Annotated in this window: 18 protein-coding genes and 1 pseudogene; 11 read left to right on the forward strand and 8 right to left on the reverse strand. The window is 71.5% G+C overall.

Features of this window, described 5'->3' with window-relative positions; translation table 11 throughout:
• Positions 1-223 precede the first annotated feature (223 nt).
• Entirely contained in the window at positions 224-709 is a 486-nt protein-coding gene (locus DP939_RS31150; RefSeq protein WP_318656331.1) for a radical SAM protein, read from the reverse strand.
• Between the two features lie 18 nt (positions 710-727).
• Between DP939_RS31150 and DP939_RS31155 the strand changes: the two genes are divergently transcribed.
• Complete coding sequence (locus DP939_RS31155) at positions 728-2,038, forward strand: helix-turn-helix transcriptional regulator (RefSeq protein ID WP_113984555.1); 1,311 nt, start codon at positions 728-730, stop codon at positions 2,036-2,038.
• Between the two features lie 140 nt (positions 2,039-2,178).
• Here DP939_RS31155 and DP939_RS31160 read toward each other — a convergent pair whose 3' ends face one another.
• Positions 2,179-2,700: an orotate phosphoribosyltransferase gene (locus DP939_RS31160; RefSeq protein WP_113984556.1), complete on the reverse strand. Its 522-nt coding sequence runs from the start codon at positions 2,698-2,700 to the stop codon at positions 2,179-2,181.
• A 65-nt stretch (positions 2,701-2,765) separates the two neighbouring features.
• Between DP939_RS31160 and DP939_RS31165 the strand changes: the two genes are divergently transcribed.
• Complete coding sequence (locus DP939_RS31165) at positions 2,766-3,272, forward strand: GNAT family N-acetyltransferase (RefSeq protein WP_199565535.1); 507 nt, start codon at positions 2,766-2,768, stop codon at positions 3,270-3,272.
• A 144-nt stretch (positions 3,273-3,416) separates the two neighbouring features.
• Here DP939_RS31165 and DP939_RS49385 read toward each other — a convergent pair.
• Positions 3,417-3,710: pseudogene (locus DP939_RS49385) on the reverse strand (PPOX class F420-dependent oxidoreductase); the annotation flags it as partial.
• Positions 3,711-3,794: 84 nt separating this feature from the next.
• Here DP939_RS49385 and DP939_RS31175 point away from each other — a divergent pair.
• The 4 genes from DP939_RS31175 (at position 3,795) to DP939_RS31190 (ending at position 9,027) form a co-directional block, all read left to right on the forward strand.
• Positions 3,795-5,111, forward strand: coding sequence for a WD40 repeat domain-containing protein (locus DP939_RS31175; protein WP_158578777.1), 1,317 nt, complete (start codon positions 3,795-3,797; stop codon positions 5,109-5,111).
• Between the two features lie 92 nt (positions 5,112-5,203).
• A complete protein-coding gene (locus DP939_RS31180) occupies positions 5,204-6,163 on the forward strand; it encodes an ATP-binding cassette domain-containing protein (protein WP_113984418.1) in 960 nt (319 codons plus the stop codon).
• The gene (locus DP939_RS31185; protein WP_113984419.1) at positions 6,160-6,978 is read left to right on the forward strand and encodes an ABC transporter permease; all 819 of its coding nucleotides are present in this window, start codon (positions 6,160-6,162) and stop codon (positions 6,976-6,978) included. The genes DP939_RS31180 and DP939_RS31185 overlap by 4 nt, the downstream gene beginning before the upstream one ends.
• Before the next feature lie 177 nt (positions 6,979-7,155).
• The gene (locus tag DP939_RS31190) at positions 7,156-9,027 is read left to right on the forward strand and encodes a serine hydrolase (RefSeq protein WP_113984420.1); all 1,872 of its coding nucleotides are present in this window, start codon (positions 7,156-7,158) and stop codon (positions 9,025-9,027) included.
• Here DP939_RS31190 and DP939_RS31195 read toward each other — a convergent pair.
• Positions 9,024-12,110: a BTAD domain-containing putative transcriptional regulator gene (locus DP939_RS31195; protein WP_147268210.1), complete on the reverse strand. Its 3,087-nt coding sequence runs from the start codon at positions 12,108-12,110 to the stop codon at positions 9,024-9,026. The two genes, DP939_RS31190 and DP939_RS31195, sit on opposite strands and share 4 nt — an antisense overlap.
• 495 nt (positions 12,111-12,605) lie before the next feature.
• On the reverse strand, positions 12,606-12,854 hold the full coding sequence (locus tag DP939_RS31200) for a DUF5302 domain-containing protein (RefSeq protein WP_113984558.1): 249 nt from the start codon (positions 12,852-12,854) through the stop codon (positions 12,606-12,608).
• Positions 12,855-13,368: 514 nt separating this feature from the next.
• Between DP939_RS31200 and DP939_RS46380 the strand changes: the two genes are divergently transcribed.
• On the forward strand, positions 13,369-14,508 hold the full coding sequence (locus DP939_RS46380; protein WP_158578778.1) for a trypsin-like serine peptidase: 1,140 nt from the start codon (positions 13,369-13,371) through the stop codon (positions 14,506-14,508).
• An 88-nt stretch (positions 14,509-14,596) separates the two neighbouring features.
• Here DP939_RS46380 and DP939_RS31215 read toward each other — a convergent pair whose 3' ends face one another.
• A complete protein-coding gene (locus tag DP939_RS31215; RefSeq protein WP_113984424.1) occupies positions 14,597-15,280 on the reverse strand; it encodes a hypothetical protein in 684 nt (227 codons plus the stop codon).
• A complete protein-coding gene (locus DP939_RS31220; RefSeq protein WP_113984425.1) occupies positions 15,277-15,822 on the reverse strand; it encodes an RNA polymerase sigma factor in 546 nt (181 codons plus the stop codon). Before DP939_RS31220 ends, DP939_RS31215 begins: the two co-directional genes overlap by 4 nt.
• A gap of 98 nt (positions 15,823-15,920) precedes the next feature.
• On the opposite strand from DP939_RS31220, the gene DP939_RS31225 reads away from it, so the two are divergent.
• A complete protein-coding gene (locus DP939_RS31225) occupies positions 15,921-16,445 on the forward strand; it encodes a DinB family protein (protein WP_113984426.1) in 525 nt (174 codons plus the stop codon).
• A 45-nt stretch (positions 16,446-16,490) separates the two neighbouring features.
• Here DP939_RS31225 and DP939_RS31230 read toward each other — a convergent pair whose 3' ends face one another.
• Positions 16,491-16,676 (reverse strand): hypothetical protein, encoded by a 186-nt coding sequence (locus DP939_RS31230; protein WP_199565536.1) that lies wholly within the window; start codon positions 16,674-16,676, stop codon positions 16,491-16,493.
• Between the two features lie 162 nt (positions 16,677-16,838).
• Between DP939_RS31230 and DP939_RS46385 the strand changes: the two genes are divergently transcribed.
• From DP939_RS46385 to DP939_RS31240, 3 genes are read left to right on the forward strand one after another with little or no spacing between them, the layout of a single operon-like run.
• Positions 16,839-17,009 (forward strand): hypothetical protein, encoded by a 171-nt coding sequence (locus DP939_RS46385; protein WP_158578780.1) that lies wholly within the window; start codon positions 16,839-16,841, stop codon positions 17,007-17,009.
• Complete coding sequence (locus DP939_RS31235; protein WP_113984428.1) at positions 17,006-18,472, forward strand: purine-cytosine permease family protein; 1,467 nt, start codon at positions 17,006-17,008, stop codon at positions 18,470-18,472. The genes DP939_RS46385 and DP939_RS31235 overlap by 4 nt, the downstream gene beginning before the upstream one ends.
• Positions 18,472-19,575 carry an alcohol dehydrogenase catalytic domain-containing protein gene (locus DP939_RS31240; RefSeq protein ID WP_113984429.1) on the forward strand — a complete coding sequence of 368 codons (1,104 nt, stop codon included), beginning with the start codon at positions 18,472-18,474 and terminating at the stop codon, positions 19,573-19,575. Before DP939_RS31235 ends, DP939_RS31240 begins: the two co-directional genes overlap by 1 nt.
• The last annotated feature ends 6 nt before the right edge of the window (positions 19,576-19,581 follow it).

Consider the following 19,581-nt stretch of genomic DNA (forward strand, 5'->3'; position numbering starts at 1 on the left):
CACTGTCGAGACCTCTTCAGAGATTCACTTGCGTTCGTCCTTCGGGTCTCCCCCTTGTCCTGTTGCGCCCGATGGCACCGGGCATTCTTGGGACTTCTTTTCGGGAGGCTCCACACAAAGCCGTTACCGGCTATGCGCGCTCCCTCGGGGGCCCGCCCTTTATGACCACTGAGCGGGATTCTCCACTTTCCTCTGGCGCGGAGAACGCAGGCGGCGAGAACCATCAGGCCGCACAGTAGGACGTGGCCAGGCGTACGCCGGGCAGGCGGAAGGTCTCCCACAGCGTGGGGGTGATGTGAACGAGGTTGGTGTAGATCTCGACCTCAACGTCTGCGCTGCGTGCGTGGCGCACGAGCTCGGGCAGGTCGGCGCGCAATGTCGGCTCGCCGCCGATGAACGTCACGATCGTGACGCCGATCCCGGCCGCCTGGTCGATGACCCGCCGCCAGTCCGCTGTGGTCATGGTTCCGTGAGTGCCGCCTGGGCCGCTTGACGCATAGCAGTGCCCGCATTGAAGCTGGCACTTGCCTGTGATCTCCAGCCACATGAAATCGAGGTCCATCCGCGTCTCCTTCGGGGATGCTGATGGGCCCACGACATATCGGCCGGTAGGAGGTATCCACGCGGTGAGCTGATGCCGCACGCCGTGTGCAGATCGTGCATACGGGCTCGCCGCTCGTGACAAGGCGTCGTACGGTGGGAACGTCATGTGATCGCAGGAGCGACGATGGACGCACGCGACGCGCTGTGGGACTCGTCTCGGGTTCGGAACCTGATCGACGCGAGAGACGTCGGTGGCGTGATCAAGGCCGCCCGCGTTGCGCGGGGATGGCTTCAGGCCGACCTGGGGCGTGCCGTGAACTGCTCGGCATCCACCATCTCCCGTCTGGAGACTGCTCGCCGAACCACCAGCGATCTGCCTCTGCTGCGCCGTGTCGCTGAGGCTGTTGAGATTCCGCCGGATGTTCTCGGTGCTGCGTTGGGACTGTCCGCCCCGGCATCTATTACGGTGGCCAGCACCGTTCCCCAGCGGCTCCAGGAGGATTCGGTGCGACGCCGCACGTTCATGGCTGCTGGGGCAGCCGTTCCGATCTCGCTGCTGGACAGCCTCGATGACGCGCTCGCCGTCCTACCGGCCCCCGCCGCCGAGCCCACAGCCGCCCGGGTCGCCGGACGGCTGACACAGGCGCGGTCCTTGTTCAACGCCGGCGCGGTGATTCGGGTGGTGAGCAGGCTTCCGGATCTGTTGAGCCTCGCCCACGCCGTCGCCGAGCAGCGGCGGGAACCGGCGGGCTACGTCGCCCTGGCCGCCTGCTACGACTTGGCGACCGAAGCACTGAACAAGATCGGCCACCGTGGAGCAGGCCGGATCACCGCCGACCGTGCCACTGCTTACGCCGGCCTGTCGGATTCGCCCATCGCGATGGCCGCTGCGGCCCGCCCGCTGTCCATCATCTTGCGGCATGAGGACCGCCACGCCGCCGCTGACCGTGTGACGATGCACGCCGTCGCCCGGCTGGAGAAGACCGGCCTGGCGGCCCCCGGCGAATCCGCTGCCTACGCCCAGATGCTCTGCACCTGTGCCTATGCCGCCGCTCAGGCAGGCGACCGTGAGCGCGCCCTGGAGATGATCACGGAGGCGGAGCGTTGCGCTGCGCGGCTCCCCGTGCGCAGTGCGGATGGGCGGCCGTTCAAGGTCACACCCGCTCAGGTCGCCCTGTATTGGGTGGGTGTCCACTGGTCGTTGGGCGATCCAGGATCGGCCGTGCACGTGGGCCGTTCCATTCAGGCGGCGCAGTTGCCTTCTCCGGAGCGGCGGGCGCGGTTGCATACGGATCTGGCGCGCGCCTGGTGGCAGTGGGGGAAACCTGAGCAAACCGCACGAGCGTTGCTGGAAGCGCGCCGAGAAGCCCCTGATGAGATCCGTCGGCCGTCGATTCATCGGATCGTGACGGAGCTTGCGGCTCAGTACCCCCGGGTGGCAGGAGTTCGGGCACTCGCCGCTGAAGGCCATGTGAGGGTGTCGGTCCGGGGGTGAGCCGCATCCGATGGCGTCATCTTCGGTGAGATGACAGGTGGATCGAGCCCACGTGGCAGGCAGGGGCCGATTTCGTGTTTGGTGCGTATTTCGCCGATCAGGTGCGCTGAGGCGGGCCGTCCAGCGGGAGGTGGGGGTTGTCAGGCTTGGGCGAGGTCGGTGCGGGTCAGGAGGGCGTGGAGGTGGATGCCGTGGGTGGCGAGGGACTCCGTGCCGCCCTCCTGGCGGTCGATGACGCAGAGGGCGTGGTCGATGTGGGCGCCGAGGTCGCGCAACTGGCCGGTGGAGATGGCGACCTGGCCGCCGGAGGTGACGACGTCCTCGATGACCAGGACCTGGCGGTCGTTGACCTCGGCGCCCTCGGCGAGGCGGGCCGTGCCGTACGGCTTGGCGGTCTTGCGGACGAACGCGCAGGGGAGGCCGGTGTGCCGGCCGAGGGCGGTGACCACGGCGATGCCGCCCATCTCCAGGCCGGCAAGGACCTGGGTGCCTTCGGGGACCAGGGGGGCCATGGCCCCGGCCAGGTCGTCGAGCAGGGCCGGGTCGGCCTCGAACTGGTACTTGTCGAAGTATTCGTCGGCCACGCGCCCCGAACGCAGGACGAACCGGCCGGTCAGCCGGCTGCGCTCGCGTACTCGACGGGCAAGATCCACCCTGCTCACCGCGACAGCATCCCACATCAGGCGGACGTTCCTGGGCACGAAGGGACAGTGTGGGGGTCCCGGATGTGTCGCTCAGGCCGGTGACCGAGGACGACCTCGGTATGTTCCGGCGCTTCATGACCGACCCGGAGCCGGCGGGGCCGGCGTGGCCGGGGTTCCGGGACGCCCAGGCGCCCGCGCGGCGGTTCGCGGCGGACGGGTATCTCGGCGCGGATGACGGCAGGCTCGTCGTGGCGGTGGACGGGGTCGCGGCGGGCTATGTGAGCTGGGTCGCGCGTGGGTCGAGCCTGTCGCGGCACTGGGAGATCGGGATCGGGCTGCTGCCGGACCTGCGCGGGCGCGGGGTGGGGTGGCGGGCCCAGGCGATGCTGTGCGACTACCTGTTCGCCCAGACGCCGGTGCAGCGGATCGAGGCGCTGACCCACCCGGAGAACGTCGGCGAGCAGAAGTCGCTGGAGAAGGCGGGGTTCACCCGGGAGGGGGTGTTGCGCTCGCTGGAGTTCCGGGCGGGGCGGTGGCGCGACGCCTGGCTCTACAGCCGCCTTCGCGACGATCCGGCCCCGCGCCCCTGAGGTCAGGCGGCGGCGGATGTGTGGACGGTGCGCTGCAGGGGGGGCGCTGGCGGCTTCGGCGGCGTTGGTGATGGGGTGGCCGACGAGGTTCAGGCTCCAGGAGATGGCGGGGGTGATCCGCAGGTAGTTGCCAGGGCCGAGGTGACCGGTCCGGTCGACCAGGTCGGCGGTGCCGTAGATGCGGATGAAGCGGGGCGACCAGGGGTCGGTGGAGGCGAGGTCGTCGACGATCAGCGAGACCTTGGTCTGGCCGGACCGTACGTTGCGGGCCCGGCGGGTGTTCGCCGCGTCGATGCCGCCGATGTAGATGTGGCCGTCGGCGTACTCGAAGCTGCAGGCGACCACGTCCGGCTGGCCGTCGGGGGAGACGGTGGCGACGCGGGCGAGCGGCTGGGAACGCATGTACGCGATCTCTTCTTCGGTGAAGGACATGGTCATTACTCTTCAACCTCAACTTGGGTGGAGGTCAACCCAGGGGGCATCCCGTTGACCTCCGACCGCGTTCGACATGATGATCAACACATGTCGAGAAATGTCGTCACGACGGCGGGCCTTGTCGCCGCCGTGTTGTTAACCGGGGCCTGCACCGCCGAGCGGGTCGCCGTTCCGATGGTTCGCCAGGCCGCGACCACGGCACCATCGCCGCTGCCCCCGCCCCCGCCCCTGCCGTTGCCTCCCGACGCCGAGGGCACGCCGGTCCCGGGCCTGCCGCACAGAAAGACACCCGGCCCGATGCCCCGCCCCGATGTCGAGGTCATCACAGGGGAGCCGGAGCCGCAGCCGTCCGTGCCGCCCATGCCGAGCCCCGTGCCGCCGTCCCTGCCGCCGTCCCTGCCGCCGTCCCTGCTGCCATCCGTGCCGCCGGACACACTGGCCCCCGACGCCACCCGCATCCCCGCCACCGGCGTATCCGCCCTGCCCCCGCCCCCGCCCGCCCTCGCGTCCTCGCTCGCGCAGCCGTACGCCACCGGCCTGCCCCTGCCGCCCACGGGCCCGCCGCGCTTCATCCTCGCCGGACGCACGCCCATCCCGCACTACGAGGGCCGGGCCAAGGAGCCGTCCAGCCACACCCTCGTCCGCCCCGCCGTGCACGACGCCGCGACCGGCAAGCTCATCGCCGAGGTCCCGCTGCCGCCCGGTGTGACGACGTCCTGGCAGTACGTCGCGGCCGCGCGGGACAATCGCACGTTCGCCGTGTCCACCCTGACCCGTCCAGGAGGCGATACCCGGTACGTCGTCGTACGGCTGGACGACCACGGCCGCCCGGCGAAGACGCTGCTCGTCCCGGGCGACGTGGACGACGCGCACGCGGTCGCGCTCAGCGCGGACGGATCTCGACTGGCCTTCGCCGGCTTCGACAGGGTCTCCATCGTCGATGTCGCGACCGGACAGCGCCGGGACTGGAACAGCCGCTCGCCCCTGATCAGCGGCCTGGCCTGGTCGCCGGACGGGCGGCGGCTCGCGTTCGCGGCCTCGCCGCACGGGCTGGGCGTCCTCGACCCGGCCCGGCCGGAGACGGACCTGATCGCCGCCTCCACGATCGTCAAGCAACATGAAGCGATGTCGTTCCTCCAGTCGGTCGCGTACTCCGCCGACGGCAGATCGCTGATCTACTCGCAGGGCAACGAGATCGCGACGATCCCGGCCGGTGGCGGCGAGTCGCGCGCGCTCGTCCGGCTGAAGCTGCCGGGCGGCGGGATCATCCAGCGGTTCGCCCTGGAGGGCACCGGCCGGTACGCGCTCCTCACGCACGGACCATGGCTGATCCGCGTGGACCTTGAAAAGCGCACCGCCCGTACGCTCCCGAACCCGGGCGACTTCGGGCAACCCGCCTGGTGAGGCCGCCGCTGTCAGCCGGATGTCAGGGCTGACAGCGCGCTGTGCGCGGATTGACAGCGCGGTCTCGCACGATATGCGGCATGACGATAGGCATGAGCACATCTGCCCCCGCCTTCGAGGCGGAGGGCCTGACCAAGCGCTTCGGGGAGACGGTCGCGCTGAAGGGGATCGACCTGGCCGCCAGGCCGGGGACCGTACTTGGCGTGCTCGGGCCGAACGGGGCGGGCAAGACGACGGCGGTGCGCATCCTCGCCACGCTGCTGCGCGCCGACGGGGGCCGCGCCACCGTGGGCGGGCTCGACGTCGTGCGGCACGCCGAGCGCGTGCGCCGGATGATCGGGCTGACCGGCCAGTACGCGTCGGTGGACGAGGACCTGACCGGCACCGAGAACCTGGTCCTCATCGGCGAACTCCTCGACCTGCGCCGCAAGGATGCCAAGGCGCGCGCGGATGCGCTGCTCGCGGAGTTCGGGCTGGCCGAGGCCGCGGGCAGGCGGGTCAAGACGTACTCCGGCGGCATGCGCCGCCGCCTGGACCTGGCGGCGAGCATGGTCGGCCGGCCCAGCGTGATCTACCTGGACGAACCGACCACCGGCCTGGACCCGGCCAAGCGCGACGACGTCTGGAACATGGTCCGCGCGCAGGTCGCCGACGGTGTCACGGTACTGCTGACCACCCAGTACCTGGAGGAGGCCGACGCGCTCGCCGACGAGATCTCGGTCATCGACCACGGCAAGGTCATCGCGCACGGCACCCCGGCCGAGCTGAAGAGCGTGGCGGGCGGCCAGACCATCCTGGTGCGGCCCACCGATCCGGCCAGGCTGGAGGAGACGGGGGCGATCTTGAGCGCGGTCGCCGGGCGCAGGGCCGAATCGCCCGGCCGGGGCGTGATCACCGTCCCGGTGGACGGCGACGCGGCCTTCACCGAGGTGGTGGGACGGCTGGCGGCGGCCGGTATCGGCGTCACCGAGCTGTCGTTGCGCCTGCCCAGCCTGGACGAGGTCTTCTTCACCCTGACCGGAAGCCACACCACCGAGGAGGAGGCGGCGTGACCGTCACGGAGACACGGGCCAGGACCACGGCCCCGGTGGCGGCCACGGAGCCGCGCCCGTTCGGGCTGATCAGGCACAGCTACACGCTGGCCAGGCGCAGCATCATCAAGACCATCCGGACCCCGGAACAGCTCATCGACGTCACCCTCCAGCCGCTGATCTTCCTGGTGATGTTCGTCTACCTGCTGGGCGGCGCGGTGTCGGGGTCCACCGAGGCGTACCTGCAGCACATCCTTCCGGCGATCATGGTCCAAACGGTGATCTTCGCCGGGATGGCCACCGGCGTGAACCTCAACACCGACATCGCCAAGGGCGTCTTCGACCGGTTCCGCAGCCTGCCGATCGCCCGTTCGGCGCCGCTGCTCGGGTCGGTGGCGGGCGACCTGATCAGGTACCTGGTGGCGATCGTGTCGCTGATGCTGTTCGGCACGCTGATGGGCTTCCGGGTGCAGACCGACCCGCTGTCGGCGCTGCTGGCCTGCGTGGTGACCGTGATCTTCGCGTTCAGCGTGAGCTGGATCTTCGTGCTGTTCGGGATGCTGATGCGCGAGCCGGGCGGCGTGCAGGGCGTGGCGTTCCTGACCATGTTCCCGCTGACCTTCGGAACCAGCATGATCGCGCCCGAGGAGACGCTGCCGGGGTGGTTGCAGGCGTGGGTGGGCATCAACCCGGTGTCGAAGGTGATGGACGCGGCGCGCGGGCTGATGGTCGGCGGCCCGGTGGCCGGGCCGGTGCTCTGGTCGCTGGCGTGGAGCGTGGTGTTCTTCGCGGTGTTCGCCCCGCTCGCCGTCCGGGCCTACCGCCGCAAGGCATGAGCCCGTCCTGAAGTACCGGCCCTCGAACGCTATGCGGGCCGTCAATTCTGGAGCGGGGCCGGTTCGGCGCGGCGCGTACGGGGGTATCGGCATCACGACCCCCGGGCCGCGCCGCGACGGCTTCCGGGGCCGGTGGCGGACAGGCAGTGGCAAGCCCGGCACCGAAGGGGGGTGGCCATGGCCTACGCCTGGCAGACCCGGCATGTCCAGACCGCCGCCGACTACCAAACACTGGTCGACACCCTGCGGCCACAGAACTACCGCCCCCTCGACGTGAACGGTTACAGCATCAACGGGGTCCCCCACTTCGCCTCGATCTGGGAGCAGTCGCCGGGCCCGGACTGGCTGCTCCGGCACGACCTGACCAGCGACCAGCACAGCGCGCTCTTCCAGACGCTCCCGGGCCAGGGCTACCGTCCCATCGCGGTCAGCCCGTACGACAAGGGAGGAACGGCGCGGTTCGCCTCACTCTGGTACAAGGACGCCGGATACGCCTTCGACGCGCGGCACGGCATCCTGCCGGCCGACTTCCAGGCGGTCTTCGACCAGCTCAAGGCCCAGGGCTACCGTCCGGTGGACTTCTGCGCCTACACCGACGGCGGCCAGCTCCGCTTCTCCGCCATCTGGGACAAGTCGCCGATGCCGGAATGGGCGGTCCGGCACGGTATGACACCCGGCACCTTCACCGCCGAACGCGCGCACTGGGAGGCGCACGGCTTCGTGCTGTGGCGGGTGAGCGGCTACCTGGACGGGGGGACCAGGTACGCGGCGATCTGGATCAAGGGCGCGCCCGAGGTCACCTGGCAGGCCAGGCAGGGGCTCAGCTCCGCGGAGTACCAGGCGCAGTTCGACGCGCTCAGGGCGCGCGGCTTCCGGCCCGCGAAGATCAACGGCTACGGCACGGGCGCCGCCACCCAGTACGCCGGGATCTGGCACAAGCCCTACCTGTCCGCCGACGAGGAGACGTTCATCGGCAACACCATGGCCACCTTCATGACCGCGCACGGCGTCCCGGGGGCATCAGTGGCCGTGACCAACCGGGGGCGGCTGGTCTTCGCCAGGGGGTTCGGCGTGACGGACCCGGCCACGAACGTGCCGGTCACCGCGAGCCACCTGTTCCGGATCGCCAGCGTCGCCAAGCCGATCACCGCGGTCACCGTCTTCCGGCTGATCGAACGCGGCCTGCTCGCCCTGGGCGACCGCGTCTTCGGCGCGGGGGGACGGCTCGGTACGACCTTCGGCAGGCAGCCCTACGCCCCGAACATCGACCGGATCACCGTGCAGCACCTGCTGGAGCACACCGCCGGCTGGGCCAGGTCGCAGGACCCGATGTTCAGCCGGTACACCCTGACCCAGCGCGAACTGATCGACTGGATGCTCGGGCACGACGGACGCACCCCGCCCACCTTCAACGCCCCGCTCACCCACACGCCGGGGACCACCTTCGAGTACCTGAACTTCGGGTACTGCCTGCTCGGCCGGGTCATCGAGAGGGTCACCGGCCTGACGTACGCCGAAGCCGTACGCCAGAACGTGCTCGTCCCGTGCGGCATCACCGACATGCACATCGCCGGTGACACCCTGGCCGACCGGCGCGCCAACGAGGTCGTCTACACGCCCCGGGGCAGCACGCTGAGCCCGTACGGCATCCGCATCTCCCGCATGGACTCCCACGGAGGCTGGATCGCCTCGCCGGCCGACCTGATGCGGTTCCTGGTGCGCGTGGACGGATTCGCCAGCAAGCAGGACATCCTGACGGCCGCATCGATCGCCACCATGTCCACGCCCACGACCGCCGTGGACGTCGGCGGCGGCACCGTCGACTACGCCAAGGGCTGGCACATCCACTCCAGCGGCAACCGCTGGCACGACGGCGACGTGCCGGGCACCGCGGCCATGTTCGTCCGCACCGCGGACCAGATCGGCTGGGCGGTACTGGTCAACTCGCGCAACGACTCCAACCTCGACGGGATGCGCGCCGACATCGACCAACTGCGGCGTACGGTGACCCAGCGCATCACCGACTGGCCCGCCACCGACCTGTTCTAGACGCCCTGGACGAGGGCGAGGGCGGCCTCGCGGGACAGGGCGCGGCCCTCGGCGTAAGCGGCGTCGTAGGCGGCGCGGCCGAGTTCGGTGGACAGCCGCCCGGTGATCCGGGCCACGTCCAGGTGGAACAGGTCGGGCGCACCGCGGATCTGCTCGCTCGCGCCCAGCATCCCGGCCGCGCGGCGCGGGTCGCCGCGGGCGGCCGTCGCGCCGGCCACCAGCACCGCGATCCTGGCCACGACCGGCATGTCCCTGGCCGACATCGCGTACTCGAACGCCTTCCCGGCCTCCGCGAGAGCCGTGCCGGGGTCGCCGCGGGCGACCGCGAGCTGCCCCATCGCGGTCCGCAGCAGCGCGTGGAACTGCGGCGCCACGAACGGGGCGCCGGTCAGCAGGCGGTGGCTCTCGGCGTAGGCGCGTTCGGCCGCCGCGAGGTCGCCGTCGTGCCGGGCCAGGTCGCCCAGGTCGAGCAGGGCGAAGGCGACGTTGCGCGGCGAGGTCTCGTCGTTGCCCGGGGCCGCGATGGCCTCCAGTTCGGCGCGGGCGCGCTCGACGTCGCCCTGCCTGAGCCGGGTGCCGGCCAGCCAGACGCGCTGGTGCCCGGCGTCGGCGTGGGGGACCAGTTCCCGGGTCAGCCTGATGGCCTCCTCCAGCGCCGCGATGGCCTCCGGGAAGGCCCCGAAGACCGAATGCGTCTCGGCCAGCGAGGTGAGCGCCATGCTGAGCGCCCAGCGCTCACCGGACTCGCGCAACGCCGCCACGGACGCCACGAGGTCGTCACGGCACTCGGCCATCCGGCCCTCGTTCTCCAGCAGCGCGGCGCGCAGCGACAGCAGGGAGCCGCGGACCCACGGGTCGGGGTGGGCGATCCTGCTCCCGACCACCCGCATGCCGAGTTCGGTGTCATCGGTGAACAGCGCGAACAGCGGACGCAGCAGGATGAGCATCGGGTCGTCGGTGGCCTCGGCGTCGGCCTCGTCGGCGATCCGCCGGAGGAGTCCGGTGACCTCCTGCATGTCCTCCACGCCGTTGGAGAGAATCTGGCTGACCAGATAGATCCCGGTGATCACAAGACGGGCCCGTCTGGGCGATTCGCCGGGGACGGCGAGCGCTTCGCGGATGCGCGCCGTGGTCGCGGTGCCGTCGCCGCGGATCGTCCAGTACATGCCGAGCGCGGCGGCCAGCCGTACGGCGGTGGCGGCGTCGCCCGCCTCGGCGGCCCAGTGCAGCGCGGCGAGCATGTTGTCGTGCTCGGCGTCCAGCCTGGCCACCCAGGGGCGCTGCGCGCCGCTGCGGACGTACGGCTCGGCGGTCTCGGCCAGCCGCAGGTAGTAGGCCGCGTGCGCGGCCCGCAGCCCGGCCAGCTCGCCGCGTTCGGCCAGCAGGGCCTGCCCGTACTCCCTGATCGTCTCCAGCATCCGGTAGCGCGGGCCCTCGGCGACCTGCACCAGCGACTTGTCCACCAGGGCCGACAGCAGGTCGAGGGTGCCGCCGACGTGCTCGATGGCGTCGAGGGTGGCCCCGGCGGGGAAGACGGCCAGGCGTTCGGCCAGCGCGCGTTCGTCGTCACCGAGCAGGTCCCAGCTCCAGGCGACCACCGCGCGCAGCGTCTGGTGGCGGGGCAGCGCGGTACGGCTGCCGCCGCCCAGCAGCCGGAAGCGGTCGTCCAGGCGGGCGGCCACCTGCTCGGCGGTCAGCGAACGCATCCGCGCGGCGGCCAGCTCGATCGCCAGCGGCAGGCCGTCCAGCCTGCGGCAGATCTCCACGGCCATGGCCGTGGTGCGCTCGTCGAGCGCGAAGCCCGGACGTACCGCGGCCACCCGGTCGGCGAACAGGCGTACGGCGGGACTGTGCCCGGCGGGCTCGCCGGGCTCGGGCAGCGGCAGCGGCGGTACCGGGCACAACGCCTCACCGAGGATGCCCAGCGGCTCACGGCTGGTGGCCAGCACGCGCAGCCTGGGGCAGTGCCCCAGCAGCTCCTCGGCGAGGTGGGCGGCGGCGTCGATGACGTGCTCGCAGTTGTCCAGCACCAGCGTGGTCTCGGCGGACGACAGCGCCTCGAACAGCCCGCCCATGGTGTCGCGCGGGCCGCCCGCCTTGGCCGCCTGGCCGCCGTTCGGGAACGTGGGGTTGCCCAGCGCGGCCAGCACGGCGGCGGGTACGTCGCCGCCGTCGGCGACGGAGGCCAGCTCCACCAGCCACGCGCCGCGCGGCAGATCGGCGGCCACGGTGGTGGCCAGCCGGGTCTTGCCCGCCCCGCCAGGGCCCACCAGCGTCACCAGGCGGCTCTCCTTGAACTGCGCGGTGATCCGCTCGATCTCGGTGGTACGGCCGACGAAGCTGGTCAGCGGGGTGCGCAGGTTGCCGCGGCGACGGGGTGCGGCGGGGGGCTCGGCGCGCAGCAGTTCGAGGTGGATCTCGCGCAGCTCGGGGCCGGGATCGACGCCCAGCTCCTCGGCCAGCTCCCGGCTGAACTCCGCGTACCCCGCCAGCGCCTCGGCCCGCTGGCCGGTGGCGGCGAGGGCGCGCATCAGCAGACCGCGCACCCGCTCGCGACGGGGATGGCGGGCGGCCAGCTCGCGCAGCCCGGCCACGGCGGGGGCGACCTCTCCGGCGGCGATCCTGGCCGCGTAGTGGTCTTCGGTGGCGGTCAGCCTGGCCTCTTCCAGGCGGACGGCGGTCCCGATGGCGAAGGGCGCGTCGGCGACATCGGCCAGCGCCTGGCCGCGCCAGAGGGCGAGGGCCTGGCCGAGTACGCGTGTCGCGGTGTGCGGATCGCCCGCCTCCAGCGCGCGCCGCCCCTCGGCGGCCAGCCGCTCGAACCGGTGCGCGTCGACCGCCTCCCGCGGTACGTCGAGCCGGTAACCGCCCGGCACGGACTCCACCCCATGCGGCCGGCCGAGCGCCCGCCGCAGCCGCGACACCAGCGTCTGCAACGCATTGGCCGGATCGACCGGCGAGGCGGCCCCCCACAACGCCGCGGCCAGCTCATCGGTGGCCACCATCCGCCCGGGGTCCAGCGCCAGCCGCACCAGCAACGTCCGCAACCGCGCCCCACCCACCTCCACGTCCCGCCCATCCACCCCGACCACCACAAGCGACCCCAACACCCCGACCCACGGCCCCTGCCGCTCATCGCGCGCCTCTCCCCGCGACTCTGCGGACCGGTGGGTTCGCGCCTCCGCCGTATCGCCCTGGTCGTGGGCGACGCTCAGGTCTGTGGGCCGGCTGGGGCGATGGGTGTGGGGCGTCACGGGGAGCTCTGGCCGGAAGCGGTACTCGGGCCTGCGGGTCGGCCGGGCAGGCGTGTGCGGGCGTTCTGCGGGTGTCGGAGCTGGTGGGCTCGTGCCCCGACCGTATCGCCCTGGTCGTGAGCAGGTCTCACGTCCATGCGCTGGCCTTCTGGGATTGCGGGATCGCCCGGCGTCGTGGGCGATGCTCGGGGCGGGGACTTGAGGGGGAGGTGGGGGGTGGGGCGGCCGGGCGCGCGGGGGGCTGCGAGGGCCGCCCCGTGCTGGGCGGCGCTCGCGTCCCTGGGGCAGCCCGGCACGCCCATGCTCACCGCGTGACCGTACCCCTCAGCCGCTCTTGCGCCGGAACGAGCGTCGCTGCGAGGCCGGGCCGTGCGCCCCACCGATCTTGGAGCGGCCCCGGCCGCCGTTCTTGGCGTTGGCGTCGGCCTGTGCGCTGCGCTTGCGCTCCAGCGCCTCGCGGAACTTGCGCTTCAACTCTTCGTCAGTCGTGGCGTCGTCGGCGGTGGTCTCCGCCTCCTCGGCCACGTTGGCATCGGTCTCCTGTCCCTCGGGTTCCTGCTGCGTGGGAGCCATGAAGACCTCCTGATCTCGGGCGGTGTTTGCCTTCTCATTCTGGCACCACCGGACCGCGAGGTGGCCGAACCGGTGGCTCACAGAACATGTCATGACAAATCACACTGCGCGCTTTACCTCCCCCTGCCGCCCGGCTCTCAGCGCCTGCGGGGCCGCCCTCTCCGGCCTCCAGCGCCAGGCTGCAGGCCGTCTGCCCAGAGCGCCGGTACCCGGCCGCAGGGCGCACTCGGCCCGGCGTACGGGCGTGTCGCGCGGGCTGTTCGGTGGGGTGGGACGTCGGGGTCGGGGGCTATTGGACCGGCCGACCTCCGTACGACATCGGCCAAGAATTGCGAAAAAGGTCCGTTGTGCGGCTTTGTTGAAGCAAATTACGTGCTGGGATAAAGGCCGGAACAACGGACATATGATGAAATGCTGGGCCAGGCAAAGTCGGCGCAAAGAAATGTCTTTACAGAGAGTAATTGATCAAGCACGATTGGGGGGCTGCTAGCGGAAAGTTCACGAAAGGGTGCGCATGACAATTCGATTCAGCCGTAGTGGCGTCGCCCTCACCATCACCGCCCTCGCCCTATCCGGTACTGCGGCCTTCGGGTCCGGGCCCGCCGTGGCACGGGCGGAGTCGCCCGCGGCCGCCGCGGGCGGAGTATCCAACGCCGAGCCGACCAGTGGGCGGATCGACGACTTCTGGACCGCCGAGCGCATCGCCGCCGCCCCGCCCGCCGACGCCCCCGGCCCCGGGGCCGCCGACCGCGACGCCCAGGACCAGGTGGAGAACACCCTGGCCCCGGTCTCCGCGCCGGGCACCCCGCCGACCGAGCGGCAGGCCACCCCCGAGGCCGCTCCCGACACCACCGACACCGCCCCCGAGGCCGAGCCCAACGCTCCCGAGAGCGCCCCCGACACCGACGCCTCGCCCGCCCTGGCCGGGCCGCGGGCCGAGCGTTGGCACCGGCAGGGCAGCATGCCCGCCACCAGCATCGGCAAGCTGTACTTCGTCCGCCCGGACGGCGCGACCGGATACTGCTCGGGCAGTGTCATCGCGAGCGCCAACCGCAACACCGTCTGGACCGCCGGCCACTGCATCCACCAGGGCGGCGGCGGAACGGCGAATTACTTCCACGATGTCATTTTCATCCCCGACGCCGACAACGGCCTTGAGCCGCACGGCCGCTGGGTGTGGCGTTACATGACCACCACCAACGGCTGGGCGAACAGCGGCAATTTCTCCTACGACCTCGCCGCCGTCGCGTTCAGCCCGCAGGCGGCCCGCGGCAACCTTTCCGACTATGTCGGCTCGCAGGGCTATAAATTCGGATTCGGGCAGGAATTCCAGAATGTCCATGCGTTCGGTTATCCGCAGGACGGCTACCAGCGCACCGACTTCACCGGCAACGACCTCTGGTACTGCGTCGGCAACACCCACCGGGTGAGCGACACCGACGACCGGATGCGGATCGAGTGCGACATGTTCCACGGCTCCAGCGGCGGGCCCTGGCTGGAAGACCTCCAGCTCTCCCGGGGCTGGGGCTACATCATCGGCATCAACAGCCACCGCTACGTGGACGGCAACGGCAACCCGATCGACATCTACATGTACTCCCCCAACCACGGAGACGCCGCGATCAACGTCCACAACGCCGTGTCCAACGCCTGACCTCCTCTCCCCTGCCCGCCCCCCAGGGAGTGGGCGCAGGCCCGGCGACCGCCCTGCTCGGGAGGCGGACGCCGGGCCTGATGGGGTTTCACCCCTCCTGGGAGGTCGTGGTGCCGGGTGGGTCCGTGGCCGTGCCCTGCTGTTCGTTCAAGCTCGGCCCGCGGTCGTCGTCGTTCCCGCCGGGCGGGGGAAGGGCGGGCAGCGGGACGGGGTGGCAGGGGGCGACCGGGCCGGTGATGATCTCCAGGGCACTGGAGACGGGGGCCTTGTCCGTGCCACCGGCGGAGACGGTGAGCACCAGCGTGTCGCCCTTCGCGATCCGCCCCTGTTCGATCGTGAATCCGAGTGATCCGTCGGCACCCATGGTCAGGCCGGTGGTCAGCTTCCCGGAGTGCCGGGCGGCCTTCCCCCGGGGCTGCCGGCAGGTCTGCCCGGAGGGCAGGTAGTCCACCACCGCCGAGATGCCCTTCCGCCGCAGCGCGGCCTCCAGCCCGTCCGCGTCGCGGAAGTCGTCGATCCGCACCCCGACGCTCCCGTCCGGGTCGGTGGTGACCGCGAAGGCGGCCCCGCCGAGCCCCCCGCCGATGGTCACTGTCGTCGCGGCCACCGCCGCGACCCCGGCCGCCGCGGCGGCCAGGCCGTACCCGCGCCGCCACCGCGGCCCGCGCGCGACCGGCGCAAGGCCGATCCCCGCGTCCGCCGGATCCGTCGCCGACCTGCCGGCCATGTCCTGCTTCAGCGCACTGAGCAGGCGCTCCTCGAAGTTGCTCATACCTCTCCCTCCACGTACACGACAGGTGGCGAAGCGACGGCCGCCAGCGCCCGGCGGGCCCGGTGCAGGCGGACCCGCGCGGTGACCCGTTTGACGCCCAGGGCTTCGGCCGCCTCCGACACCGTGAGCTGGTCGATCACTACGAGTTCCAGCACGGCCCGCTCCCCTTCCGGCAGGTCGCGCATGGCCTCCCAGGCCCGCCGGGTACCGCGTTCGGCGTCGATCCGGTCTTCCATCCGGCCGACGTCGTCGTCGTCCATCAGCCGCCGCCCGGCGACCCGGCCGGTGACCCGGTTCTCGACCGCCGTGCGGCGGTGCTCGGCGGACACCACGTTGCGCGCCACGCCGTACAGCCAGGCGATCTCGCTGCCCCGCCCGGGGCGGTACCCGTGCGCGGCGTCCAGGGCCGCCAGGAAGATGTCCGCGGTCAGGTCGGCGGCCAGATGCGGATCGCTGACCCGCCGTACGACGAACCGCATGACCGCGTCCACGTGACGGCGGTAGAAGTCCTCGAAGACCGCGGGGTCTTGATGGAGGCGCACCGGCCTCGCTCCCTTCGTCGTCCGCCCTTACATCCCTACTTGGGGCGAGCGCCGAAATGCGTTTCCGGCCGATGACCGTTCCCCGCCATGATGAGGGCATGATCTGGACGGCTCCACCCATCACGCGCGTCGAGATGCCAGTGACCGGCGACGAACGCACGTTGCTCGAAGGCTGGCTGGACTTCCACCGCGAGACGCTGCAGGCCAAATGCGCCGGGCTGACCTTCGCCCAGCTCACCGAGCGGGCGGCCGAGCCCTCGGGGCTGACGCTGCTCGGCCTGATCCGGCACATGGCCGAGGTCGAGCGCTCGTGGTTCCGTCACAGGTTCGCGGGGGAGGACGTCGAGTCGCTGTACTGCGGCGACCCGGACAACCTGGACGGCGACTTCGACGACGTGGACACCGCCGACCCCGAGGCGGACTTCGCCACCCTCCGCCGGGAGATCGAACTCGCCCGCGCGGCGGCGGCCGGCCGCTCCCTGGACGAGACCTTCTATCACACCCACCGCAAGGCGGAGATGAGCCTGCGCTGGATCTATCTGCACATGATCGAGGAGTACGCCCGCCACAACGGGCACGCCGACCTGCTACGCGAGCGCGTGGACGGCGTCACCGGCGTCTGACGGCCCAACGGCCCAACGGCCCAACGGCACGAGAACGCCGCAAGGTCAGTCGCCGACGGCGTCGCGCATCCGCTCGTCGGTCCAGTAGTCGGCCACCTTGGCGGGGTCGCCCTGGTTGTGGACCCCCTCGGCCGCGTCGCCGGACCCGCGGGTCAGCGCCAGCGCCGCCGCGGCGGCCCCCACGACGGCAAGCACCACGATGGCCGTCACGGTGAGTGTTCTCCTGTTCACAATTCCATACTACGCCGTCGCCCCGCCCGGAAACAGCACCCGGCGGCAAAGCCGCCAACCGCCCGCCGCGATTGCCGGAAATACAGTGCGGACTCCTTCTTCCCTCCTGCCTACTGTTGGTGTTCACGCAGGTCAGCACGGTGGGCCTGGTGAGGAGGACGAATGGACGTGAAGGACCCCGCGCTGCGCGCCGAGCTGGAACGCCGGCTCGCGACGCTGGCGCGCGACGAGATCGACGACCCGGCCCACGAGCGGCTGTCCCGCGCGGACCTCTGGCTGCTGCTGGCGATCGCCGCCGCGCTCACGCTGGCCGGCTGGGTGATGGCCGGATGACGACCGACCGCGCCACCAGGATCAATGAGGACGTCACCCGAGAGGCCACCTTCGGCTCGCTGCCGGTGCTCCGCAGCGAGCGGGTCTGGAACTTCACCGACTTCACCTGGGTGAACATCGGCCTGGCCATCGCCACCTGGGCGTTCCTGGTCGGCGGGTCCACAGCGGCGCTGGTCGGGTTCCAGAAGGGCCTGGCCGCCATGATCATCGGTAACGCGATCAGCGTGGCCGTGATGCTGCTGGCCAGCGTCGTGTCCAGCCAGCGCTACGGCGTCGAGCAGTACACGATCCTGCGCAGCGTGTTCGGCGTCGGCGGGGTCGCGGTGCTCGCGTTCACCGTGGTGCTGTTCACCGAGATGGGCTGGTCGGCGCTGCTCGGGGTGATGTTCGGCCGGGCCGCCACCCAGGTGTCCAACCAGGTGCTCGGTACCGCCATCGGCCCGAACGCGCTGCTGGTCACCCTGCTCGCGCTGGTGGCCATCGCCGCCGCCTGGGCGATCCTGGCCAAGGGGCCGCTGACCATGCGGTTCCTGAACCGCGTGGTGGCTCCCGGGCTGGCCGTGCTGACCATCGGCATGATCGTGCTGCTGGTCGCCCGTACCTCCTGGCCGGAACTGCTGGCCGCCCCGCCGCTCGACCCCTTCCCCGACGAGACGCTCAACTTCGCGCTCGCCGTGGAGTTCAATCTGGGCGTCGGCCTGTCCTGGTGGCCGGTGATGGGCAGCCTGGCCCGACTCACGGACCGTCCGCGCAGCGCGCTGTGGCCGGGGTACATCGGCCTGTTCGGGGCGACCATCGTGGCGCAGGTGGTGGGTATGGCCGCCGCGCTGACCCTCGGCGACTCCGACCCGACGGTGTGGATGATCCCGCTCGGCGGTCCATGGCTGGGGGTGCTGGCGCTGGTGTTCATCGCGTTCGCCAACCTGACCAGCCTCACCTCGATCGTCTACTCGACGTGCCTGGCGCTGCGCCAGGCGGGCGGCAACCTGCTCAACCGCATCCGCTGGGAGTGGCTGACCGGCGCGTTCTTCCTGCTACCGGCGATCATCAGCTTCTGGCCGAGCCTGCTGTACGACGGGTTCCTGGTGTTCGTCACCTGGAGCGGGGCGTTCCTGGCGGCGATCTGCGGCACGGTCATCGCCGACTACTTCGTGCTGCGCGGCCAGCGGCTCGACCTGCGCGGCCTGTACGAGCCGGGCCCGGCCAGCCCGTACCACTTCACCGGCGGCTTCAACCTCGCCGGCCTGGCCTCCACCGCGCTCGGCGCCGTCACCTACGTCACCCTCTACAACCCGCAGACGCTGGCCACCCAGCCCGCGTTCAACGTGCTGACCGCGTCCATCCCCGCGATCGTCGTCTCCGGGCTGGTCCACCTGGGCCTGTCCCACGTGCTCAACAAGAGCCAGGGCGGCTACGCCGCCGTACGCCCGGCGGCCGTGCGCACGACAGCCGAGGAGTCCTGATGCCCCGTACCGCGATGGCCGCCGTCCACGACGGCGACGGCAGTGAGCTGAAGGTCCGCGAGGTGACCGTGGACGATCCCGGCCCGGGGGAGGTGCTGGTACGGCTGGGCGCGTCCGGTGTGTGCGGCTCTGACCGGCATGTGATCGACGGCGAGTGGACGCTGCCCACGCCCACCGTGCTCGGTCACGAGGGCGCGGGCGTCGTCGAGGCGGTCGGCGCGGGCGTGACCGACGTGGCCCCCGGCGACAACGTGATCCTGTCCTGGTGTTACCCGTGCCGCCGCTGCCGGGCCTGCGCCGCGGGCAAGGCGTGGGCCTGCACCGGCACCCGCTCCGGCGAGTGCCTGCTGCCGGACGGCGGCACCCGGCTCAGCGACGAGAACGGCATGGTCTACCCCTACCTGGCGGTGGGCACGATGAGCGAGTACACGGTCGTGCCGGAGTCGGCCGCGGTACGCGTGCCCGCCGAGGTCCCCTTCGACGTGGCCAGCCTGATCGGCTGCTCGATCGCCACGGGGGTGGGCGCGGTCGTGAACAACGCGCGCGTGCCCGCGGGCGCGTCGGCCGCGGTCGTCGGCTGCGGCGGCGTCGGGCTGGCCGTCGTGATGGGGCTGACTCTGGCCGGGGCGTACCCGATCATCGCGGTGGACACCGCGGAGGAGAAGCTGGCCGCGGCCCGTTCGTTCGGCGCGACCCACACCGTGCGGGCCGACAAGGAGCCGGTGGCCACCGTGGTCGGGGAGATCACCGGCGGCGGGGCCGACCACGCCTTCGAGGTGATCGGCCGGGTCGAGACCATCGAGACGCTGCCGTCGCTGCTCGCCCCCGGCGGTGTCGGCGTGCTGGTCGGGCTGCCCCCGGAGGGCGCGCGGGCCGGGATCGACGTACTGGAGCTGGCCGAGGCGGGCAAGACCCTGGTCGGCTCCAACTACGGCGGCGCGGTCCCCAGCCTGGACTTCCCCAGGCTGGCCGACCTCTACCTGGCCGGACGGCTGCCGCTGGACTCGCTCATCTCCCACCGGATCAGGCTGGACGAGGTCAACGACGCCTTCGACGCGATGCGGGCGGGCACCCGCACGCGCAGCGTCATCGTTTTCGAGTAGTTCGCG

It is taken from the genome of Spongiactinospora rosea (assembly GCF_003315795.1).
GTDB classification, from domain to species: Bacteria; Actinomycetota; Actinomycetes; order Streptosporangiales; family Streptosporangiaceae; genus Spongiactinospora; species Spongiactinospora rosea.